At 70.5% G+C, this 17,183-nt stretch carries 16 protein-coding genes and 1 rRNA gene; 8 read left to right on the forward strand and 9 right to left on the reverse strand.

What is annotated here, in order from left to right:
- Nucleotides 1–88 (forward strand): 5S ribosomal RNA (rrf, locus tag ACWGI6_RS33775); the annotation flags it as partial.
- Between the two features lie 124 nt (nucleotides 89–212).
- The gene (locus ACWGI6_RS33780; protein WP_453271040.1) at nucleotides 213–737 is read left to right on the forward strand and encodes a GNAT family N-acetyltransferase; all 525 of its coding nucleotides are present in this window, start codon (nucleotides 213–215) and stop codon (nucleotides 735–737) included.
- Nucleotides 738–1,092: 355 nt separating this feature from the next.
- Here ACWGI6_RS33780 and ACWGI6_RS33785 read toward each other — a convergent pair whose 3' ends face one another.
- From ACWGI6_RS33785 to ACWGI6_RS33815, 7 genes are all read right to left on the reverse strand, one after another.
- Entirely contained in the window at nucleotides 1,093–2,721 is a 1,629-nt protein-coding gene (locus ACWGI6_RS33785; RefSeq protein ID WP_453271041.1) for a TraM recognition domain-containing protein, read from the reverse strand.
- On the reverse strand, nucleotides 2,718–4,160 hold the full coding sequence (locus ACWGI6_RS33790) for an ATP-binding protein (protein ID WP_453271074.1): 1,443 nt from the start codon (nucleotides 4,158–4,160) through the stop codon (nucleotides 2,718–2,720). The genes ACWGI6_RS33785 and ACWGI6_RS33790 overlap by 4 nt, the downstream gene beginning before the upstream one ends.
- A 29-nt stretch (nucleotides 4,161–4,189) precedes the next feature.
- Nucleotides 4,190–5,752, reverse strand: coding sequence for an SCO6880 family protein (locus ACWGI6_RS33795; RefSeq protein ID WP_453271042.1), 1,563 nt, complete (start codon nucleotides 5,750–5,752; stop codon nucleotides 4,190–4,192).
- A complete protein-coding gene (locus ACWGI6_RS33800; protein WP_453271043.1) occupies nucleotides 5,749–7,074 on the reverse strand; it encodes a hypothetical protein in 1,326 nt (441 codons plus the stop codon). Before ACWGI6_RS33800 ends, ACWGI6_RS33795 begins: the two co-directional genes overlap by 4 nt.
- Nucleotides 7,064–7,918, reverse strand: a complete 855-nt coding sequence (locus ACWGI6_RS33805) for a hypothetical protein (protein ID WP_453271044.1) — start codon at nucleotides 7,916–7,918, stop codon at nucleotides 7,064–7,066. Before ACWGI6_RS33805 ends, ACWGI6_RS33800 begins: the two co-directional genes overlap by 11 nt.
- A 492-nt stretch (nucleotides 7,919–8,410) precedes the next feature.
- The gene (locus ACWGI6_RS33810; RefSeq protein WP_030610355.1) at nucleotides 8,411–8,719 is read right to left on the reverse strand and encodes a hypothetical protein; all 309 of its coding nucleotides are present in this window, start codon (nucleotides 8,717–8,719) and stop codon (nucleotides 8,411–8,413) included.
- Nucleotides 8,720–9,014: 295 nt separating this feature from the next.
- Complete coding sequence (locus ACWGI6_RS33815; protein WP_393907715.1) at nucleotides 9,015–9,137, reverse strand: hypothetical protein; 123 nt, start codon at nucleotides 9,135–9,137, stop codon at nucleotides 9,015–9,017.
- Between the two features lie 204 nt (nucleotides 9,138–9,341).
- Between ACWGI6_RS33815 and ACWGI6_RS33820 the strand changes: the two genes are divergently transcribed.
- Together ACWGI6_RS33820 and ACWGI6_RS33825 are read left to right on the forward strand one after the other, a co-directional pair.
- Complete coding sequence (locus tag ACWGI6_RS33820; protein WP_393907714.1) at nucleotides 9,342–10,346, forward strand: bifunctional lytic transglycosylase/C40 family peptidase; 1,005 nt, start codon at nucleotides 9,342–9,344, stop codon at nucleotides 10,344–10,346.
- A 205-nt stretch (nucleotides 10,347–10,551) separates the two neighbouring features.
- On the forward strand, nucleotides 10,552–11,271 hold the full coding sequence (locus ACWGI6_RS33825; RefSeq protein ID WP_453271045.1) for a phosphatase PAP2 family protein: 720 nt from the start codon (nucleotides 10,552–10,554) through the stop codon (nucleotides 11,269–11,271).
- 127 nt (nucleotides 11,272–11,398) lie between these two features.
- Here ACWGI6_RS33825 and ACWGI6_RS33830 read toward each other — a convergent pair whose 3' ends face one another.
- Nucleotides 11,399–13,021 (reverse strand): FAD-binding oxidoreductase, encoded by a 1,623-nt coding sequence (locus ACWGI6_RS33830; RefSeq protein ID WP_453271046.1) that lies wholly within the window; start codon nucleotides 13,019–13,021, stop codon nucleotides 11,399–11,401.
- A 613-nt stretch (nucleotides 13,022–13,634) separates the two neighbouring features.
- Here ACWGI6_RS33830 and ACWGI6_RS33835 point away from each other — a divergent pair.
- Nucleotides 13,635–14,495 carry a hypothetical protein gene (locus ACWGI6_RS33835; RefSeq protein ID WP_453271047.1) on the forward strand — a complete coding sequence of 287 codons (861 nt, stop codon included), beginning with the start codon at nucleotides 13,635–13,637 and terminating at the stop codon, nucleotides 14,493–14,495.
- A 139-nt stretch (nucleotides 14,496–14,634) separates the two neighbouring features.
- On the forward strand, nucleotides 14,635–14,853 hold the full coding sequence (locus ACWGI6_RS33840; RefSeq protein WP_453271075.1) for a hypothetical protein: 219 nt from the start codon (nucleotides 14,635–14,637) through the stop codon (nucleotides 14,851–14,853).
- Nucleotides 14,854–14,877: 24 nt separating this feature from the next.
- Here ACWGI6_RS33840 and ACWGI6_RS33845 read toward each other — a convergent pair whose 3' ends face one another.
- A complete protein-coding gene (locus ACWGI6_RS33845; RefSeq protein WP_453271048.1) occupies nucleotides 14,878–15,294 on the reverse strand; it encodes a metal-sensitive transcriptional regulator in 417 nt (138 codons plus the stop codon).
- A gap of 194 nt (nucleotides 15,295–15,488) precedes the next feature.
- Between ACWGI6_RS33845 and ACWGI6_RS33850 the strand changes: the two genes are divergently transcribed.
- Nucleotides 15,489–16,109: a DUF47 domain-containing protein gene (locus tag ACWGI6_RS33850; RefSeq protein WP_393907709.1), complete on the forward strand. Its 621-nt coding sequence runs from the start codon at nucleotides 15,489–15,491 to the stop codon at nucleotides 16,107–16,109.
- Between the two features lie 9 nt (nucleotides 16,110–16,118).
- Entirely contained in the window at nucleotides 16,119–17,117 is a 999-nt protein-coding gene (locus ACWGI6_RS33855; RefSeq protein ID WP_453271049.1) for an anion permease, read from the forward strand.
- The last annotated feature ends 66 nt before the right edge of the window (nucleotides 17,118–17,183 follow it).

Below are 17,183 nucleotides of genomic sequence, written 5' to 3' on the forward strand. Positions count from 1 at the left end.
CGGTTACATTTCGAACCCGGAAGCTAAGCCTTTCAGCGCCGATGGTACTGCAGGGGGGACCCTGTGGGAGAGTAGGACGCCGCCGAACAATCATTGTGGGAAAGCCCCGCACCTTATGGTGCGGGGCTTTTCTGCGTTCTGGGCCGGAAATCGGAACGGTCGGAAACGGGAAGTCTCGTTCAGCGGGATGGCGTGCTGGGATGCTGGGCCGCATGGGGTACTTGATCAGGCCGGTGACGGCGGATGAGTGGAAGAGGCTCAAAGAGCTGCGGCTGGCGGCGTTGGCCGATCCGGTGGCTCGGGTGGCGTTCAACGAAACCTTTGAGGCGGCGGCCGGCCAGCCGGATGAGTTCTGGCAGCGGCGGGCATCGTCCCTCGACGAGGGCGGTGCGGCGCTGACGTTCGTCGGGGAGACGGAGGACGGCAGTTGGGGCGGCATGGTGGTGGTCCTTGTCGAGCGGGACAAGGAGGTGCCGCAGACGCACGTGGTGGGGGTGTATGTGCGGCCCGAGCACCGGGGGACGGGGCTGGCGCGGGAGTTGTTCGAGGCGGCAATCGGGTGGTCGTGGGGCCTCGTGGACCCGGTCGTGGAGCGCGTACGGCTGTGGGTGCATGAAGAGAATGCGCGGGCCGCGGGGTTGTACCGGTCTCTGGGGTTCGTGACCACGGGGCGGACCATCGCCGATCCGAAGAATGCCGCCGCCACGGAGTGGGAGATGGCGCTGACCAGGGGGTAGCGAGCTGTGGGCCGGCGCTGTGGCGGGGCTGGGGCGTGGAGACCGGTTCCGGGCGGATGCCTCGCTGCGGGCCATTGCCGGCGAGGCGGGGGGTGCGGGTCGGGCATCTGCAGCACTACTTCCCGGCCCGGGCCGATTTGATGTTGTCGCGCTGGTGGAAGGGGCGGCCTTGGTGCGGTCGGGTATCGCCGGCAGCCGGTCGGCCGCGATGGAGGCGCAACTGGTGTGGTGTGCGGTGCAGTTGCTGCGGGACTGACGTCCGGGCGCGGAAGGGAGCCGCCCGGCTCTGGTGCGCCGCGGACACGTCCGCCTCGTCGCGTACGGGCCGGATCCGGCGCAAGGCCTCGGGCGGGCGTCAGGCCGGCAGGGAGTGATGCGGCCAGCGGGCGCGGGCCTGTTCCCGGGAGCGCATGGTCGCCAGGGTCAGCAGTCCGCGGCTGCGGCCCGTTTCGAGGAGGCCGGGGAGGGCGGGCAGTGGGGCGAGGGCCGCGATGTCGTCCAGGACGAGGGTGAGTGGTGGGTCGAGCCGACCGTCAGATGACCGTTCGGCCATGCGGCGGCCGTGCTCGACCACGCTCGAGAGGAGTGCGGTGAGCAAGGGCATCGCACCCGGGTCGGTACGCGGATCCTCGATGGGCTCGCCTACCACGTAAAGCGTTCCCCCCTCTGCGATAAATGATTCGAGGATGACCGAATCCGCTCGAAGTGGATTGCAGGCATCCCGGATATGGATCGAGGAGAGGGCGGCCAGCGCCCGGCCGACCAACTGCTGTGCTGCTTCCCGGCGTTCGGGGTGTGCGGTCAGCACCGACTCCAGCTCGCCGGCCTGGCCGGCGGAGGACTTGGCGCTGGTGCGCAGGATGCGTACGGGTTCCTGGGCGGCGCCGGCGGTATGGGCCCAGCGGTGCAGCTGGCGGAACGGACGGCCGTCCACCGCGGCGGCGTGCAGCCAGCAGCGCAGCAGGGTCTGGGCGGCGTCCGCGACGGCCGAGTCCAGCGCCCCGGACGGGCGTACGGGGGCCAGCAGGGCGGTGGCACGGGCGGTGGCGGTGGCCAGGTCCGTACAGCCGGAGGTCGGTGACCAGCGCAGCCGGGCCGGGGTGTCGAGGAGGTGCGTGGGGTCGTAGGTCAGCAGCGGGCCGAGCTTGGCGCGGGTGTCCTTGGTGTCGGACCAGAGGACGGGGTCGGTCGTGGCGACGATCAGGGGGCCCGGGGCGGCGGCCGCGGTGGTGAGGGACGCCGCGAGGGTGACGGCGCGGTCGGTGGAGAACTGGATGCGGGGGAGGGCGGGTTCGGAGCGGGTGTCGGTCGTGTCGGTACCCGGGAGCGTCGGAGCGGCCGGGGGAGCGGTGCGCTGCTCGGGGACCGGGCCGGTGGCCGCTGCCATGGTTTCGAGGGGCGGGGGCGGGGTGGCGGGCGCGGCCGGTCGGGCCGGTGCGTCCTCGCTGTGCGCCGGGCGCTCGTGGGCCGTGCGGGCCGTCTCCCGGACCGCTTCCCGGGCTTCCCGTGCCTCCGGGGCCTGCCGCGCGTCGAGTGCCGCCTCCCGGGCGTCGAGTGCCGCCTCCCTGGCCTCCCTGGCCTTCGTCCGCCGTGTCGCCCGTACGGCGCGATAGCGGGTGACCGTCCCCAGCGTGAAGATCGTCAGGACCAGCAGCACCATCAGCTCGCCGATGAGGATGCCCCAGAACAGGCCGTAGCCGGAGAGCTGGGCCTTGGGGGTGTCGGGCCAGGCGGCGGCCATGTCGTGCGGCGCGGAGACCAGATGACGCAGCGCCATCGGGGTGCCGGGGTAGGTGACCCCGTCGGGCCAGGCTCCGTGGGTGAACAGGCCGGCCAGGCCGGTCGCGGTCCACACCAGAACGGTCAGGCCCAGCAGGAAGGCGAGCAGCCCGACCAGCAGGGAGTCGGGGATGCCGCGCCCCCGGCCGCCGGGTGCGTCGCGATAGCCGCGGCCGCCTCGTTCGTCGTCGTATCCGCGCGTCACGCCACCGTCTCGCTCGACTCGTCTCTCCACTGCCGCTCCATCGCCATGGCCTCGGCGCGTGCCTCGGCCTCGGCGTCCGCCGCCGCCTGGAGGGCGCGCGCCTCGTCCGTCGGCACGGCCGATGCCTCGCTCATCGCGGACGCCTCGGTCATCGCCCGGTCGGTGTAGACCAGCGGGCGTTCGGCCTCGGTGATGAGGTGTTTGACGACCTGGACATTGCCGTTGACGTCCCAGACCGCGATGCCGGGGGTGAGGGTCGGGATGATCTCGACGGCCCAGCGGGGCAGGCCGAGGACCCGCCCTGTGGCGCGGGCCTCGTCGGCTTTCTGGGCGTAGACGGTGCGGGTCGAGGCCATCTTGAGGATCGCCGCGGCCTCCCGGGCGGCGGCGCCGTCGACCACATCGCTGAGGTGGTGGACGACGGCCACGAACGACAGGCCGAGCCGGCGGCCGAACTTCAGCAGCCGCTGGAAGAGCTGGGCGACGAAGGGGGAGTTGATGATGTGCCAGGCCTCTTCGACCAGGAAGATGCGCTTCTTGCGGTCGGGCCGGATCCAGGTGTGTTCCAGCCAGACGCCGACGATCGCCATCAGGATCGGCATCGCGATGGAGTTGCGGTCGATGTGCGAGAGGTCGAAGACGATCAGCGGTGCGTCGAGGTCGATGCCCGCCGACGTCGGGCCGTCGAACATGCCGCGCAGGTCACCGTCGACGAGCCGGTCGAGGACCAGCGCCACGTCCAGACCCCAGGCCCGGACGTCGTCTATGTCGACATTCATGGCCTCCGCCGACTCCGCTTCCGGGTGCCGCAGCTGCTCGACGATGTCGGTCAGGACGGGCTGCCGGTCGGTGATGGTGTCGTTCACATACGCATGCGCGACCTTGAGGGCGAAGCCGGAGCGTTCGTCCAGGCCGTGGCCCATCGCGACCTCGATGATCGTCCGCAGCAGGGCCAGCTGGCCGGTGGTGGTGATCGACGGATCGAGGGGGTTGAGGCGGATGCCGCCGTTGAGGGCGGAGGTCGGGTCCAGCCGGATGGGAGTTATCCCCAGCTCCTCGGCGATGAGGTTCCACTCGCCGACGCCGTCCTCGCCCTGAGCGTCCAGCACCACGACCTGACGGTCACGGAACCTCAACTGCCGCAGCACATAGGTCTTCTCCAGCGCCGACTTGCCGTTGCCGGACTCGCCGAGGACCAGCCAGTGGGGGGCCGGCAGCTGCTGGCCGTAGAGCTGGAAAGGGTCGTAGATATAGCCCTTGCCGCTGTAGACCTCACGGCCGATGATCACGCCGGAGTCGCCGAGGCCGGGGGCCGCGGTGGGCAGATAGACGGCCTGGGCCTGACCGGTGGAGGTGCGTACGGGCAGCCGGGTCGTCTCCACCTTCCCGAACAGGAAGCTGGTGAACGCGTCGGTGAGCGCTCCGAGCGGATCGATCATGGCCATGACGTACGCGCCTCCCAGCGGCTTTAGCGGCGGATTCCGGTCGCGAACGGCAGGGTGTTGACGAACGCCCGGTGGTGCTCGCGGTCGCACCACTCCAGCTTGAGGTAGGACTTGCCGGCCGAGGCGCGGATGGTGCGCTTGTCGCGTGCGAGCGCCTCGGGCGAGCGGGAGGAGACCGTGAGATAGCCGACGAGGTTGACGCCGGCGGCGCCGGACGCCAGGTCCTCGCCGCGCTGGTCGACGCGGCCGTGGTGGGCGACATCCCGCGGGTCGACGACCCGGTTCATCTTCGCCGCCCGGCTGGCCTCCGCATCGTCGTTCGTCTTCTCCGTGAGCATCCGCTCGATGGCGATCTCGGTGGGCTCCAGGTCCATGCAGACCGCGACCGTACGGATCACGTCCGGGGTGTGCACCAGGAGGGGCGCGAGGAAGTTGACGCCCACCGGGGTCAGCGGCCACTCCTTGACCCAGGCGGTGGCATGGCACCAGGGCGCGCGGGTCGTCGACTCACGCGTCTTGGCCTGCAGATACGTCGGCTCCATCGCATCCAGCTCGGCCGGCCAGGCGTTGCGCTTGCCCATCGCCTGGATGTGGTCGATGGGGTGGTCCGGGTCGTACATGGAGTGCACGAGGGAGGAGAGCCGGGCCTGGCCCAGCGGCTGCCGTACGCGGATGTCGGCCTCGGCGAGCCGGGCACAGATGTCGGTCAGCTCACGGGCCATGACGACCGCGAGGCCGGCGTCGCGGTCCAGCTTCTTGCGCAGCAGCCCGCCCTGGTGCATCCGGGCGGCGCGCGCCATGGTGTGCGCCTCGGCGGCCAGCTCACGGGTGTAGTGCATACAGGCGACGAGGTAGGCGCGGTGCTGCTCGGAGGAGGTGGAGACCATCGACTGCAGCTGGTCGTAGGAGTCCTGCAGCCAGGCCGGGGAGGAGCGGTCGCCGCGCTGGGCGACGTCCTTGGCGTGCGCGTCCGGGTCGGCGGGCAGCGTACGGGCCAGCATCTGCAGCCGGGTCACGAAGCCGTCGCCGTTGGCCACATGCTTGAGCAGCGTCCCGAAGCGGTCGACCAGCGCCTCCTGGTCCTCGCTGTCGCGCAGGCCGACGCCCGGCCCCTCGATCTCGATGGCGGCCGTCACCGTCTTGCGGTCGGCGTGCAGCAGCACCGCGATCTCGTCCGGGCCGAACGGGGCGGAGAGCCAGTTGATCCGGCCGATGCCGGGCGGCGGGCCGATCTCGACCTCCCGGCCGTCCAGCCGGATGCCCGCCTCGGCGTTGCCGGAGCGGTAGCTGGCGCCGCGGCGGACCGAACGGCGGAAGCTGCGCCGGATCTCGAACCACTTGTAGAACGTACGGCCCTTGTACGGCACATAGACGACGGCGAGCGCCAGCATCGGGAAGCCGGTGAGGGACACGATCCGCAGCGGCAGCATCGGCACCAGCAGCCCGCACATCATGCCGAGGAACGCCCCCGCGATGATCAGCGCGATCTCACCGGTCTCGCGGTTCTTGCCGACGATCGCGTTGGGCCGGGCGCGGCCGATGAGATAGGTGCGACGTGGCGCGATCGGGTGGGACTGCGTGCTCAACGCCCCTCACCTCCTGCTGTCTTGCCGGAGCGGGAGCTGGTGCTCGGGCCGGGGTTCGTACGGGGGGCAGGGGTGGCGGGTGCCGAGGACCTGCCGCCGCCGGTGCGGGAGCTGTGCGCGGCGACACCGCCGGCCACCGCGTCGGCCGGCCGGGACTGGCCGCCCTGTGCGCCCTGGGCCTGCCCGCCGCCGTCCCCGCCGGACCTGCGGGAGCTGTGGGTCTTGATGCCCTGGGACACCAGCGCGGCGGGCGAGGAGATCATGGCGGCGGCCTGGCTGCCGTCGGTGGCCCGGCCCTTGTTCGTACGGGCCGAGACCATCTCGTCGCCGAAGCCGGGGACGAAGCGGTAGATCACCGCACTGGCGAAGATGGCGAGGACGATGATCGCGAGGCCGGAGACGACCGCGGAGAAGGCGTTCGGGCCCTTGTCGTGGGAGAGCGCACCGGCGATGCCGAGCACGATCACGATGACCGGCTTCACCATGATCACCGCGATCATGATGCCCGCCCAGCGGCGCACATGCCCCCACATGTTCTTGTCGACCAGCCCGGCGTAGACGACCGTGCCGAGCAGCGCCCCGACGTACAGCAGCGCGGCCCGGATCACCAGCTCCAGCCACAGCACACCGGCGGCGAGCACCGAGACCAGCGACACCACGATCAGCATGATCGGGCCGCCGCCGATGTCCGTGCCCTTCGTGAGCGCCTGCGAGAACGCCCCGAAGAAGGTGTCGGTCTGTGCTCCGGTCCCCTTCGCGATGATCTCGGTGACCCCGTCGGTCGCCGAGACGATCGTGTAGAGGATGAGCGGGGTGAAGGCGGAGGCGAGGACGGTGAGCCAGAGGAAGCCGACCGCCTCGCTGATCGCCTCGGTGAGCCGTACCCCGCGCACCGCGCGCTTGGCGACGGCCAGCAGCCACAGGACGAGGGTGAGGATCGTCGAGGCGGCGAAGACGACGGCGTACTGCCGGAGGAAGGCGGCGTTGGTGAAGTCCACCTGGGAGGTGGCCTTCACGGCGTCGGAGAGCTTGGTGACGATCCAGGCGGCGGCTTTGGCACAGCCCTTGGCGAGGGAGTCGAGGGGGTCCAGGGGGTTGTTGTCGGTGAGGCCGCCGCCACCGGGGTCGGGTGTGCTGCCACCGCCGCCGCCCCGTCGTTCGCAGAGCTCCTTGGCCTTGTCCGTGAGCAGATCGCAGGCGCCCTCGCTCGGCTTGGGCGAGGGCGCCGCGAACGCGCGGGCCGAGAGGACCACCAGCGTTGCCTGCAGACCGGTCAGCGCCGAGGCCACAGCGAGGGCACGACGTCCGTTGTTACCTCGCATACGTGAACCCTCCGAACCCTTGGACGGCCTGGGACATGTCCTTGGCCGTCGCAGCGGTCTGGTCGCCGCCGATCGGCGCCGGCCCGGCCTTCTGCGTGAAGCCGGCGACCTTCCAGTCGCTGTTCACCCACTGCATCTGCATCGTGGACGTGTACCAGCTCTCGGCGACCGGGTTCTGGGATCCCTGGCCGGCGAGGCCGAACAAGGTGGAGTACCAGACCGCGACCGTGGCCGTGGAGCCCTCGAACTTCTCGACCTTCGTTCCGACCGGGTTCGCCCGGGAGACGAAGGTCATCCCGCCAGGTGCGTTGCCATCTGCCTTGAGGCCGATCCGGCTGAGGAACTTGGGGTCGGTGTAGATCTTGCGCAGGCTTTCCTTGCGGTCCGCGGCCGCAGAGGAGGTGTAGACGGCATCGACGATCGCGTCACGCTGGGCGGACTTGTACATTCCGCCGCTGGAGAGCGCCACCGCATAATTCGCCGCCGCCGACTGCGCCCCCTGTTCCGTCTTGGCGAAGCCCGACGCGATCCCCCCGGTCTTGCCGGTGGCCGGCTTGGTGCCGGTGGGGGCGGTGGGCTGGGCGTGGCCGGCGTCCTTGGGGGAGTCCTGGGGCGACGTCTCGCTGTTGCCGCTGCCGCCGCGGTTGGCGAAGGCGATGGCCGCGAGCAGCAGGACGATCACGCCGACGATGGTGACGAGGTTGCGGCTGGACATGCCCGCGCGGGGCCGCCGTCCCGAGCCGTAGATGTCGCCGTCGTTGTCGGGAAGTCTGGTCCGTGTCTGGCCCGTCTCGGAACCGCGGTGGCCGTCGCCTCCGTAGCCGCCGTCGTCACTGAGACTCATCGCGCCTGTGCCCCCTCTGCCGCCGTCGCCATGCGTGCCCTAGTTGTGCCGCCCTCATATGACCGTAGCCGCGCGGGCGGCGGCTCGGGTGCAGCGGTACGAGTACATCTCACCGTGACGGGTCCTCAGATGCGGTACGGCAGGGGCGAATGGGGGACTCTGGGTCATATGTGCTCATCGCCCGCTCCGCGGTTGCCGTCGTCTGCTTGCGCCTTCTTGTCTCCGGGTCCACCTGTCCCCGCGCAGCGGCCGGCCCAATCGGTCCGCTGGTGGCGGGGGTGGCGAGGGCGCGGGGGCGGGTCCGTCGGGCCGGACGTGAGGCGGCGTCAGCATGTGGCCTCGGCAGGGGAGGTGGGGCCGGTGGGAGCGAGTGGGGGCACGGGACGGCGGAGAGATGGCGGGCGGGGGCGCATAGGGAGCGGCCCGGGGACGGGCGCGGGCCGGGGTGTGCACCATGCGGGCGGCCGCGGCACGCCCTGAGGTGTGGCCGCGCTAGACCGCCATGCCGTAGACGATCGTGAACAGCGTCCCCAGGGAGCCGATGATGAAGACGCCGGTCAGGCCGGCCACGATCAGGCCCTTGCCCTGTTCGGCGCTGAAGGTGTCGCGCAGCGCGGTGGCGCCGATGCGCTGTTTGGCGGCGCCCCAGATCGCGATGCCCAGGCACAGCAGGATCGCCACTGCCATGACCACTTCGATCATCACGCGGGCTTCGTTGCCCAGGGTTCCGAACGGCCCCCAGTCCGGGGCGATTCCGCCGATGATGGTGGTGATGTCGCCTTTTTCGGCCGCAATGAACATGTGTGAACTCACCGCCCCTTGATGGGTAGTTGTGTGCCCGTGCCGACGCGGCACGGGTCAGTCTCTATCTTCGCTGACGAACGGGCCGTCAGCTGTCGACTTGGCGGCTTTCTTCGACGGATCCCGTGGGAGTGGCGTGTATGTGTGGGCGCACGCCGTCCATTGAACCGACTGGTCTCACTGTGTGTATCACGGGGGTCAACCCTGAGCAATGATCATCGGAAGCACTGGTGGCCGGTCCGGCGCGCCGTGAGGGCCGGGGGCCGTTCGGGTGGCGGCCGTGGCCCGTGCGCGGCTACTTGGGGGCGTGCGACATGGCGAAGATCATGACGAGCGCCACCAGGTGGATGGCGAACAGGAAATACCCGACGCGCCACCACAGGTGCCGGCTCATCTGCTTCTGATTGTTCGGGTCCACGGCTCTCGTTCCGTCTCGGGGCTCTTGTGCAGTGTCGCCCATCCGGCGGTGTTCCGGGCGTCGCCGTGAGCGGACTCGCACCCCGGGCCGGAGCGCCCCCTGCGCCCTGCCATGCGCCGCCGTGCCGCGCCGGGGGCGACACAACGCGCGGGGAGCGACCGGAAAAAGGCAGTGAACCGCGGCTGAATGGGGGAGGGTTGGGGCGTGCGGAAATTCTGGGTGGCCGGTGGGCTCGGGGTGGGGCTGGTGCTCTGCCTGCTCGGGCTGCTTGTGATCGGTACGTACACGGTGGCGGCCGGGCTGGCCGGGGCCGGTGGACGGGCGCTGGGGCTGGCGAAGGGATCGGTGCCGGCCGAGTACCAGCAGCTGGTGCAGAAGTGGGGGACGCTCTGCCCGGCGATAAGCCCCTCGCTGCTGGCGGCGCAGCTCTATCAGGAGAGCGGGTGGAACCCGCGGGCGCAGAGCCCGGCGGCCGCGCAGGGCATGGCGCAGTTCATCCCGGGGACGTGGCAGACCCATGGCGTCGACGGGAACGGCGACGGCAAGAAGGACGTGTGGGACCCGCACGACGCGATCGCGTCGGCGGCCTCGTACGACTGCGAACTGGCCGGCTATGTGAAGGGCGCGCCGGGCAACGCCACGCACAACATGCTCGCCGCGTACAACGCGGGGGCGTACCGCGTGATCCAGTACAACGGGGTGCCGCCGTACCGCGAGACACGCAACTACGTGAAGACGATCACGACGCTCGCCAAGAGCTTCGAGGCGCCGGCCGGGCCGGTGGCGCCGTCGAGGCAGGCCGCGGGGGCCATCTACTTCGCGCAGGAGAAGCTCGGCTCGCGCTATCTGTGGGGTGGTACGGGAACGGCGTCGCAGGGCGGGCGGTTCGACTGTTCGGGGCTGACCCAGGCGGCGTACCACTCCGTGGGCATCGAGCTGCCGCGGGTGGCGAACGACCAGTGGAACGCCGGGGCGCATCCGAAGCGGGATGAGCTGCTCCCGGGGGACCTGGTGTTCTTCGCCTACGACCTGAAGGACCCGCGGTCGATCCACCATGTGGGGATCTATGTGGGGGGCGGGTACATGATCAATGCGCCGTACACCGGGGCCGTGATCCGGTTCGACAAGATCGATTCGCCGGACTACATCGGTGCCACCCGCGTCACGTCGGATGGCGCAAAAGCGCTGCCCGGTACGAACGCTGCGTGAACATAGGGCCCTGAACTGCAGTGATGGGTCAAGCTTCGATAACGTCCTGGTGATCTTCCGGTGGAGAGTGGAACGGCAGGGGTGTACATCGCGTTTCCTTGGCGTGGGGACGTAGCAGAGCTCGACGCAGCACACGCTCGACGACCACGGGGGCAGGCAGCACACGACGGCGCTCGCGCGCGCGAAAGATAAGGGGCCGCGGCAGATGGCTGGACTCGCACTCGAGGGGCCGAACCCCGACGTCGACGTGCTCGACGGCATCAACGGCCTCGCGAAGGACGCCCCCCACTGGGTCAACAAGGCCATGGAGTACATCGGCGAGTACGGCATCATCGCCGGCCTCGCGCTGCTGTGTGTGATCGCCTGGTGGTCCGCGCGTCGTAAGCCGGGCGCGCCGTCCGTCGTCGCGGGCCTGGTCTGGGCGCCGCTGGCCGCGGGCATCGCGCTGCTGGCCAATATCCCCATCCGGGCGTTCGTCGAACGGCCGCGGCCGTTCAAGGACCATGCCGGGCTGGAAGTGCTGATCCCCGGCAAGAGCGACTTCTCGTTCGTGAGCGATCACGCGACGCTCACCATGGCGGTCGGCGTCGGCCTCTTCCTCGCCCACCGGAAGTACGGCCTGATCGGGATCGCGCTGGCGCTCGCGGAGGGCTTCTGCCGCGTCTACATGGGCGTGCACTACCCGACCGATGTGATCGGCGGGTTCGCGCTGGGCACGGCCGTCGCGCTGCTGCTCGCGCCGCTCGCGCAGGCGCTGTTGGTGCCGCTGACGACCGCGATCGGCCGGTCGAAGCTGGCGTGGCTGGTGCGGGCGCGGGGCGCGGGCGGCTTCACGGGGCAGGACGCCGAGGGCGGCCGGGTGGTGGCCACCGGATCGGCGATGCCGCGGGGACACAAGGAGCGGGACAAGGATCTGGCGGCCTGAGGGGCGGTCAGACCGGTGGGGCGAACCGGTCTGACGGCCTCCGGGAGGACGACCTGGCGGATGCGGACGGCCCGGACCCCCTCGTGGGGCCGGGCCGTCCGTGTGTCCGCCGGGGTGCCGGGCGGGGTCAGAGCGCCTGCGGGAAGGTGCTGAACAGTCGCTGCGGGTCGTAGGTCCGCTTGACCTGGGCGAGGCGGGTGGCGGCGGCGCCGTAGTAGGCGGACTTCCAGTCGCTGAGGCCCGGGTCGGTGTAGTTCTGGTAGGCGGCGCCCGAGGAGTGGCGGCGCATCGCGTCATGGAACGAATTCAGCCACGCTGTGCGCGTGCTGGACGAGCCGTTCGCCGACCACGACGTCAAGTACTGGGCCAGGAACCGCGAGCCGCGGTGGACGAAGGCGGTGTCGGTGCGCCCGACGCGGTTGATGGCGCCGCCCAGCGCCGTCAGCGCCACGTTCCCGTTGACGCCCTGACGGCCGCCGCGCTCGATCTGGTCCATCAGGGTGCGGATACCGGTCGTGGACAGCGAGCGGTCGAAGAAGTGCGAGCGGGCGGCGTAGGTCTCGCGGCCCAGTTGGCCGGCGCCGGTGTGGCCGGGCAGCGAACCCGGCATATGGCACTGCGCGGTGGACTTGGAGGAGCAGCCCGCGTAGGACTCCATCGCGTCCAGGTAGCCGGTCGGCGTGAGGTGGACGGTGGTGGCCGGGCCGGGGCCGCCCGGCTGGTCGGCGAGCTTGTCGACGGCGTTCTGCAGCTCGCGGTAGCTGCCCAGCGAGAAGGCCGCGACGGAGACGGACGGGGTGTTGCCGGGGCGTGCGTCGAGATGGCAGGCGGACCATATCTCGTCGGCCTGCGCCGGCCCCCACTTCTGCCAGGACGCCACGACCTTCGCCGCCTTGGACCACGGCCAGGTCATGTACGCCATCACCGCGCGCGGCGCCGGATGTGTACGGAAGCGGAGTTCGGTCACCACGCCGAAGTTGCCGTTGCCGGCGCCGCGCAGCGCCCAGAACAGGTCGGAATGCCGGCTCTTGTCGCAGTCGACGGTCTTGCCGTCGGCCGTGACCAGGGTGGCACCGACGAGGCTGTCGCAAGTCAGCCCGTACGCACGGGAGACCACGCCATGGCCGCCGCCGAGGGTGAGACCGGATATGCCGACGGTGGGGCAGGAGCCCCCGGGTATCGTCACGCCGTGCGGCGCCAGGCCCTCGTAGACGTCGATGAGCTTGGCCCCGGCGCCGATGCGGGTGGTGCCGCCGGACGGTGCGCGGACCTTGGAGAGGGCGGAGACGTCGACGATGAGCTTGCCGTTGCCGCTGGACCAGCCGGCGTAGGAGTGGCCGCCGCTGCGGATGGCGACCGGGGTGTCGTAACGCCGGGCGAAGGCGAGGCATTCGGCGATGTCCGACGGGTGCTGGACATACGCGATGGCCGACGGCTTCAGCGTGTCGTAGCGGGTGTTGTAGAGGCGGCGGGCGGTCGCGTAGGCGGCGTCGGAGGCCCGGACCAGCTTGCCGTCCAGGCTCTTGCCCAGCGCGGTCCAGGAGGACTGCGAGGCGCGGCTCCGGGCGGCGCCCGCGGGGGCGGAGGCCGCGTTGGTCTGTGCCGTGCCGGTGCCGCTCGCGGCCCCTGTGGCGGATGTGGAGGACGCCGCACCCGCCTTGCCGGTCTTGTTGTCGCAGCCGGTGGCCCAGGCGACCGAGGTCGCTGCCGCCAGTCCGCCGCCCGCCTGCAGGAGTGTGCGCCGCTTCACTGGGATGAATCCCCCTCGATGTTCGTACGGTCCTGCCCCGCCGCCGATGGCCCGGCCGCCGGCCGCGGGGCACGTGCCGGGAACGCAGCACCGGGCGGGTACGGCGCGCTGCCCGCACGTTCCGCTGTGCCCGGTAATGCTCCGCACTGTCCGGTGCCGTCCGTGAAGTCCGTTACCGGCGCGGTGCTTTTGCTTCCCTCACTAGCCAGATGCCGTACGGGCGTGGGGGGTTCCCGGAACGGACTCGCTCATACCCGGGGAGGCTCGGGGGCGGTGCCCGTTTCCGGTCCGGCCCCGGCGTCGGCCAGATGGCGCTCCGCGTCCGTACGCGCCTGAGAGCGGGCACGACGGGCCGGCCCCCGCCAGCCACAGGCGCAGCGAGCCGTGCAGAAGGCGCCGCTCTCGGTGGTGGAGGTCGCATGGGGGGCTCGGTCGGGCACCCCGTCACGCTACGCGTCCCAGGTGGCCTTGCGTGACGAGCCCCCTTGCCGGTCGTTGAACGAATCGGTCGACGGAACGTCAGATGCGGCGGTGGCGGAACGTCCGACCCTCCCGAGCGGACCGGCCGGCCCAGGCCGTTCCCGAAGACAGCGGCCGAGGGGGCTCGTACGCGATGGTGGTGCAGGACAGGCGAGGCGGCGGCGCGGCCGCCGTGGCCGTGGCGTGCGGGACGGGTCTGGCGGTCGGGCTGCTGACGACGGGCTGTTCCCCGGACGGTGCCGCGGCCGACGACCAGGAGCCGTCCGCCCGGGCCGCTGCCGCCGCGGAGGTTCGCAACAGCGCCGCCGCCCTGCTGCGGGCCGGCTCCGCCAGGGTCCGTACGTCCATGGAGATGGTGAGCGGCGGCACCCGCGTCGCCATCCGGGGCGCCGGCAGCTATGACTTCGCCACGAGCACCGGACGGCTGCGGGTGATCCTCCCCGATCCGGCGGGCAGGCCCAGCGGGGGTCGTCAGCCGATCACGGAGATCCTCGCGCCCGGTGCGCTGTACATGAAGAACCGCGGCGCGGGAGTGCCGGCGGACAAGTGGGTGCGGGTGGACACCGCTTCGCTGAGCGACGGGAATCTGGTCACCGGCGGTGCCACCGACCCGCTGGCCGCCGCGGAACTGCTGCGCGGCGCGCGGGAGGTGACGTACCGGGGCGAGGAACGACTGGACGGCGTCCCGGTGCGGCACTACCGGGGGACGACGGACATCGGGACGGCCGCGAGGGCGGCGTCGCCGCGTACGAGGCCCGCGCTGGTCGCTGCGGAGCGGGGGTTCACCACCGACGCGGTGCCGTTCGACGCGTATCTGGACGAGGACGGGCGGCTGCGCAAAGTGCGCCAGTGGTTCCACTTCGCCAACGGTGCGCCCAAGGGGGCATCGGTGACATCGACCACGCAACTGTCAGAATTCGGGACGAAGGTCGCGGTGCAGTTGCCGGACGAGCGCACCATCTACGCGGGGAAGATCGCTTCGCCCCCACCGTAGGGCGGGGCGGCCGGGCACGTGACGGGGGCGCTTGCCGGATGGCGGAAATGGTCCATCCGTGCCATGCGCGGAGCGTGCGCCCGTCCTTACGCTGACGGTAACCACCGGAGGCGTGGGAAGGCGCTCGAAGGAGGAGGTGTTGTACGTGGCCGGACACCGCCCTACGACGGTCCAGGACCACGTAGCCCTCGTCGAGATCGACCTGGCCGGTGAGTTGATGATCGCGGCTGCGGCCGCGAGCGAGGATCGGCTCAGCCCGGACCGCATCGACGAGGTGCTGGAGGTCGACGGGGAGGACGGCTGCGGTGTGGACCGGGTGCCTCCGGGGCCCGGGGCCGCGAGGCGCTCTCCGGGCTAGCGCGGGGCCCGGCGGGCGGGCCGGTCAGGTGCGCAGCATCCGTTCGATGGCCTTGGTGGCTTCCTGGACCTTGGCGTCGATGGCCTCGGGTCCCTTGACGGCGGCGTCGGCGACGCAGTGCCGCAGATGCTCCTCCAGGAGTTGGAGGCCGAAGGACTGCAGGCCCTTCGTGCTCGCCGAGACCTGGGTGAGTATGTCGATGCAGTAGACATCCTCTTCGAGCATCCGCTGCAGTCCGCGGATCTGCCCCTCGATCCGGCGCAGTCGCTTGATGTGTGCGTCCTTCTGCTTTGCGTAGCCGTGGGTACCGGATGTCGCCGAAGTCTCTGCGTTATCGGTCACGGTTTGAGCAGCGTCCCGGGGGTCGGTACCCGGCTGCTGGGGGTGGCAGGCCGCGGCGGCTGCGGCGCTGCCGTTGGTGTCGGCGTCCGTGGTCGTCATGGCCGTCTCCCGTGGTATCTAGGCGATCTATATACCCCTGGTAGGTATATGGTACCGAACTTTGCGGGCACCCGTGGTACCCCGTGCAGAGCATGCTGCACGATGGGCGACACTGAAGGAATGCCGGTTAGCTGTGGCTGGATGATGCGCCTAGCATCAACTCGACCGAATCCGATGCACCCCGAGGATTTCACGTGCGCTTTCGTCTGACCCCCAGGGAGACGAGCTTCTACGACATGTTCGCCGCCTCCGCGGACAACATCGTCACGGGCTCCAAGCTCCTGATGGAACTGCTCGGGGCGGACGCCTCCGCTCGTGCAGAGATCGCTGAGCGAATGCGGGCGGCGGAGCACGCGGGTGATGACGCGACCCACGCGATCTTCCACCAGCTGAACTCCTCGTTCATCACGCCGTTCGACCGCGAGGACATCTACAACCTCGCCTCGTCGCTCGACGACATCATGGACTTCATGGAAGAGGCGGTCGACCTGGTCGTCCTCTACAAGGTCGAGGAGCTGCCCAAGGGCGTCGACCAGCAGATCGAGGTACTGGCACGGGCGGCCGAGCTGACCGCCGAGGCCATGCCGCATCTGCGGACCATGACCAACCTCACCGAGTACTGGATCGAGGTCAACCGACTGGAGAACCAGGCCGACCAGATCCACCGCAAGCTGCTCGCGCACCTCTTCAACGGCAAGTACGACGCCATGGACGTGCTGAAGCTCAAGCAGATCGTGGACATCCTGGAGGAGGCGGCGGACGCGTTCGAGCATGTCGCCAACACGGTCGAGACCATCGCGGTCAAGGAGTCCTGAGCGCCGCCCATGGACACCTTCGCGCTCGTCGTGACCATTGCGGTCGCGCTCGGTTTCACGTACACCAACGGCTTCCACGACTCCGCGAACGCCATCGCGACCTCGGTCTCGACGCGGGCACTGACCCCGCGCGCGGCGCTGGCGATGGCCGCCGTGATGAACCTCGCCGGTGCGTTTCTCGGCAGCGGGGTCGCCAAGACGGTCAGCGAAGGGCTGATCGCCACTCCCCAGGGCAACCAGGGGATGGGCATTCTCTTCGCCGCGCTGCTCGGCGCGGTGGTCTGGAACCTCGTCACCTGGTACTTCGGTCTGCCGTCCTCGTCCTCGCACGCGCTGTTCGGCGGCATGGTCGGGGCGGCGCTCGCCGGTGGCACCAAGGTCATCTGGGGCGGGGTGATCGAGAAGGTCGTCCTGCCGATGTTCATCTCGCCGGTCATCGGCCTGGTGCTCGGCTACCTCGTGATGGTGGCCATCCTCTGGCTGTTCCGTAAGTCCAACCCGCACAAGGCCAAGCGCGGCTTCCGCATAGCGCAGACCGTCTCGGCCGCCGGTATGGCGCTCGGACACGGTCTGCAGGACGCGCAGAAGACCATGGGTGTCGTGGTGATGGCGCTGGTCATCGCCGATGTCGAGGACGCGAACGACGCCATCCCGATCTGGGTCAAGCTGGCCTGTGCGCTCACCCTCTCGCTGGGTACGTACGCGGGTGGCTGGCGCATCATGCGCACCCTGGGCCGCCGCATCATCGAGCTGGACCCGCCGCAGGGCTTCGCCGCGGAGACCACGGCCGCCTCGGTCATGTACACCGCGTCGTTCATGTTCCAGGCGCCGATCTCCACGACGCACGTCATCACCTCCGCCATCATGGGCGTCGGCTCGACCAAGGGCCCGCGCGCGGTGCGCTGGGGCGTCGCCAAGAACATCGTGATGGGCTGGTTCATCACGATGCCGGCGGCGGCGCTGGTCGCGGCGCTCGCGTACTGGCTGATCCAGCTGGCGTTCGGCTGACGGACCGGCTCGCGGCCCCGGGGGGGCCGCGGAACGGGCCGGGGCCGGCGGCCCGCGGGCCGCAGC

Source organism: Streptomyces sp. NPDC054786 (assembly GCF_053611685.1).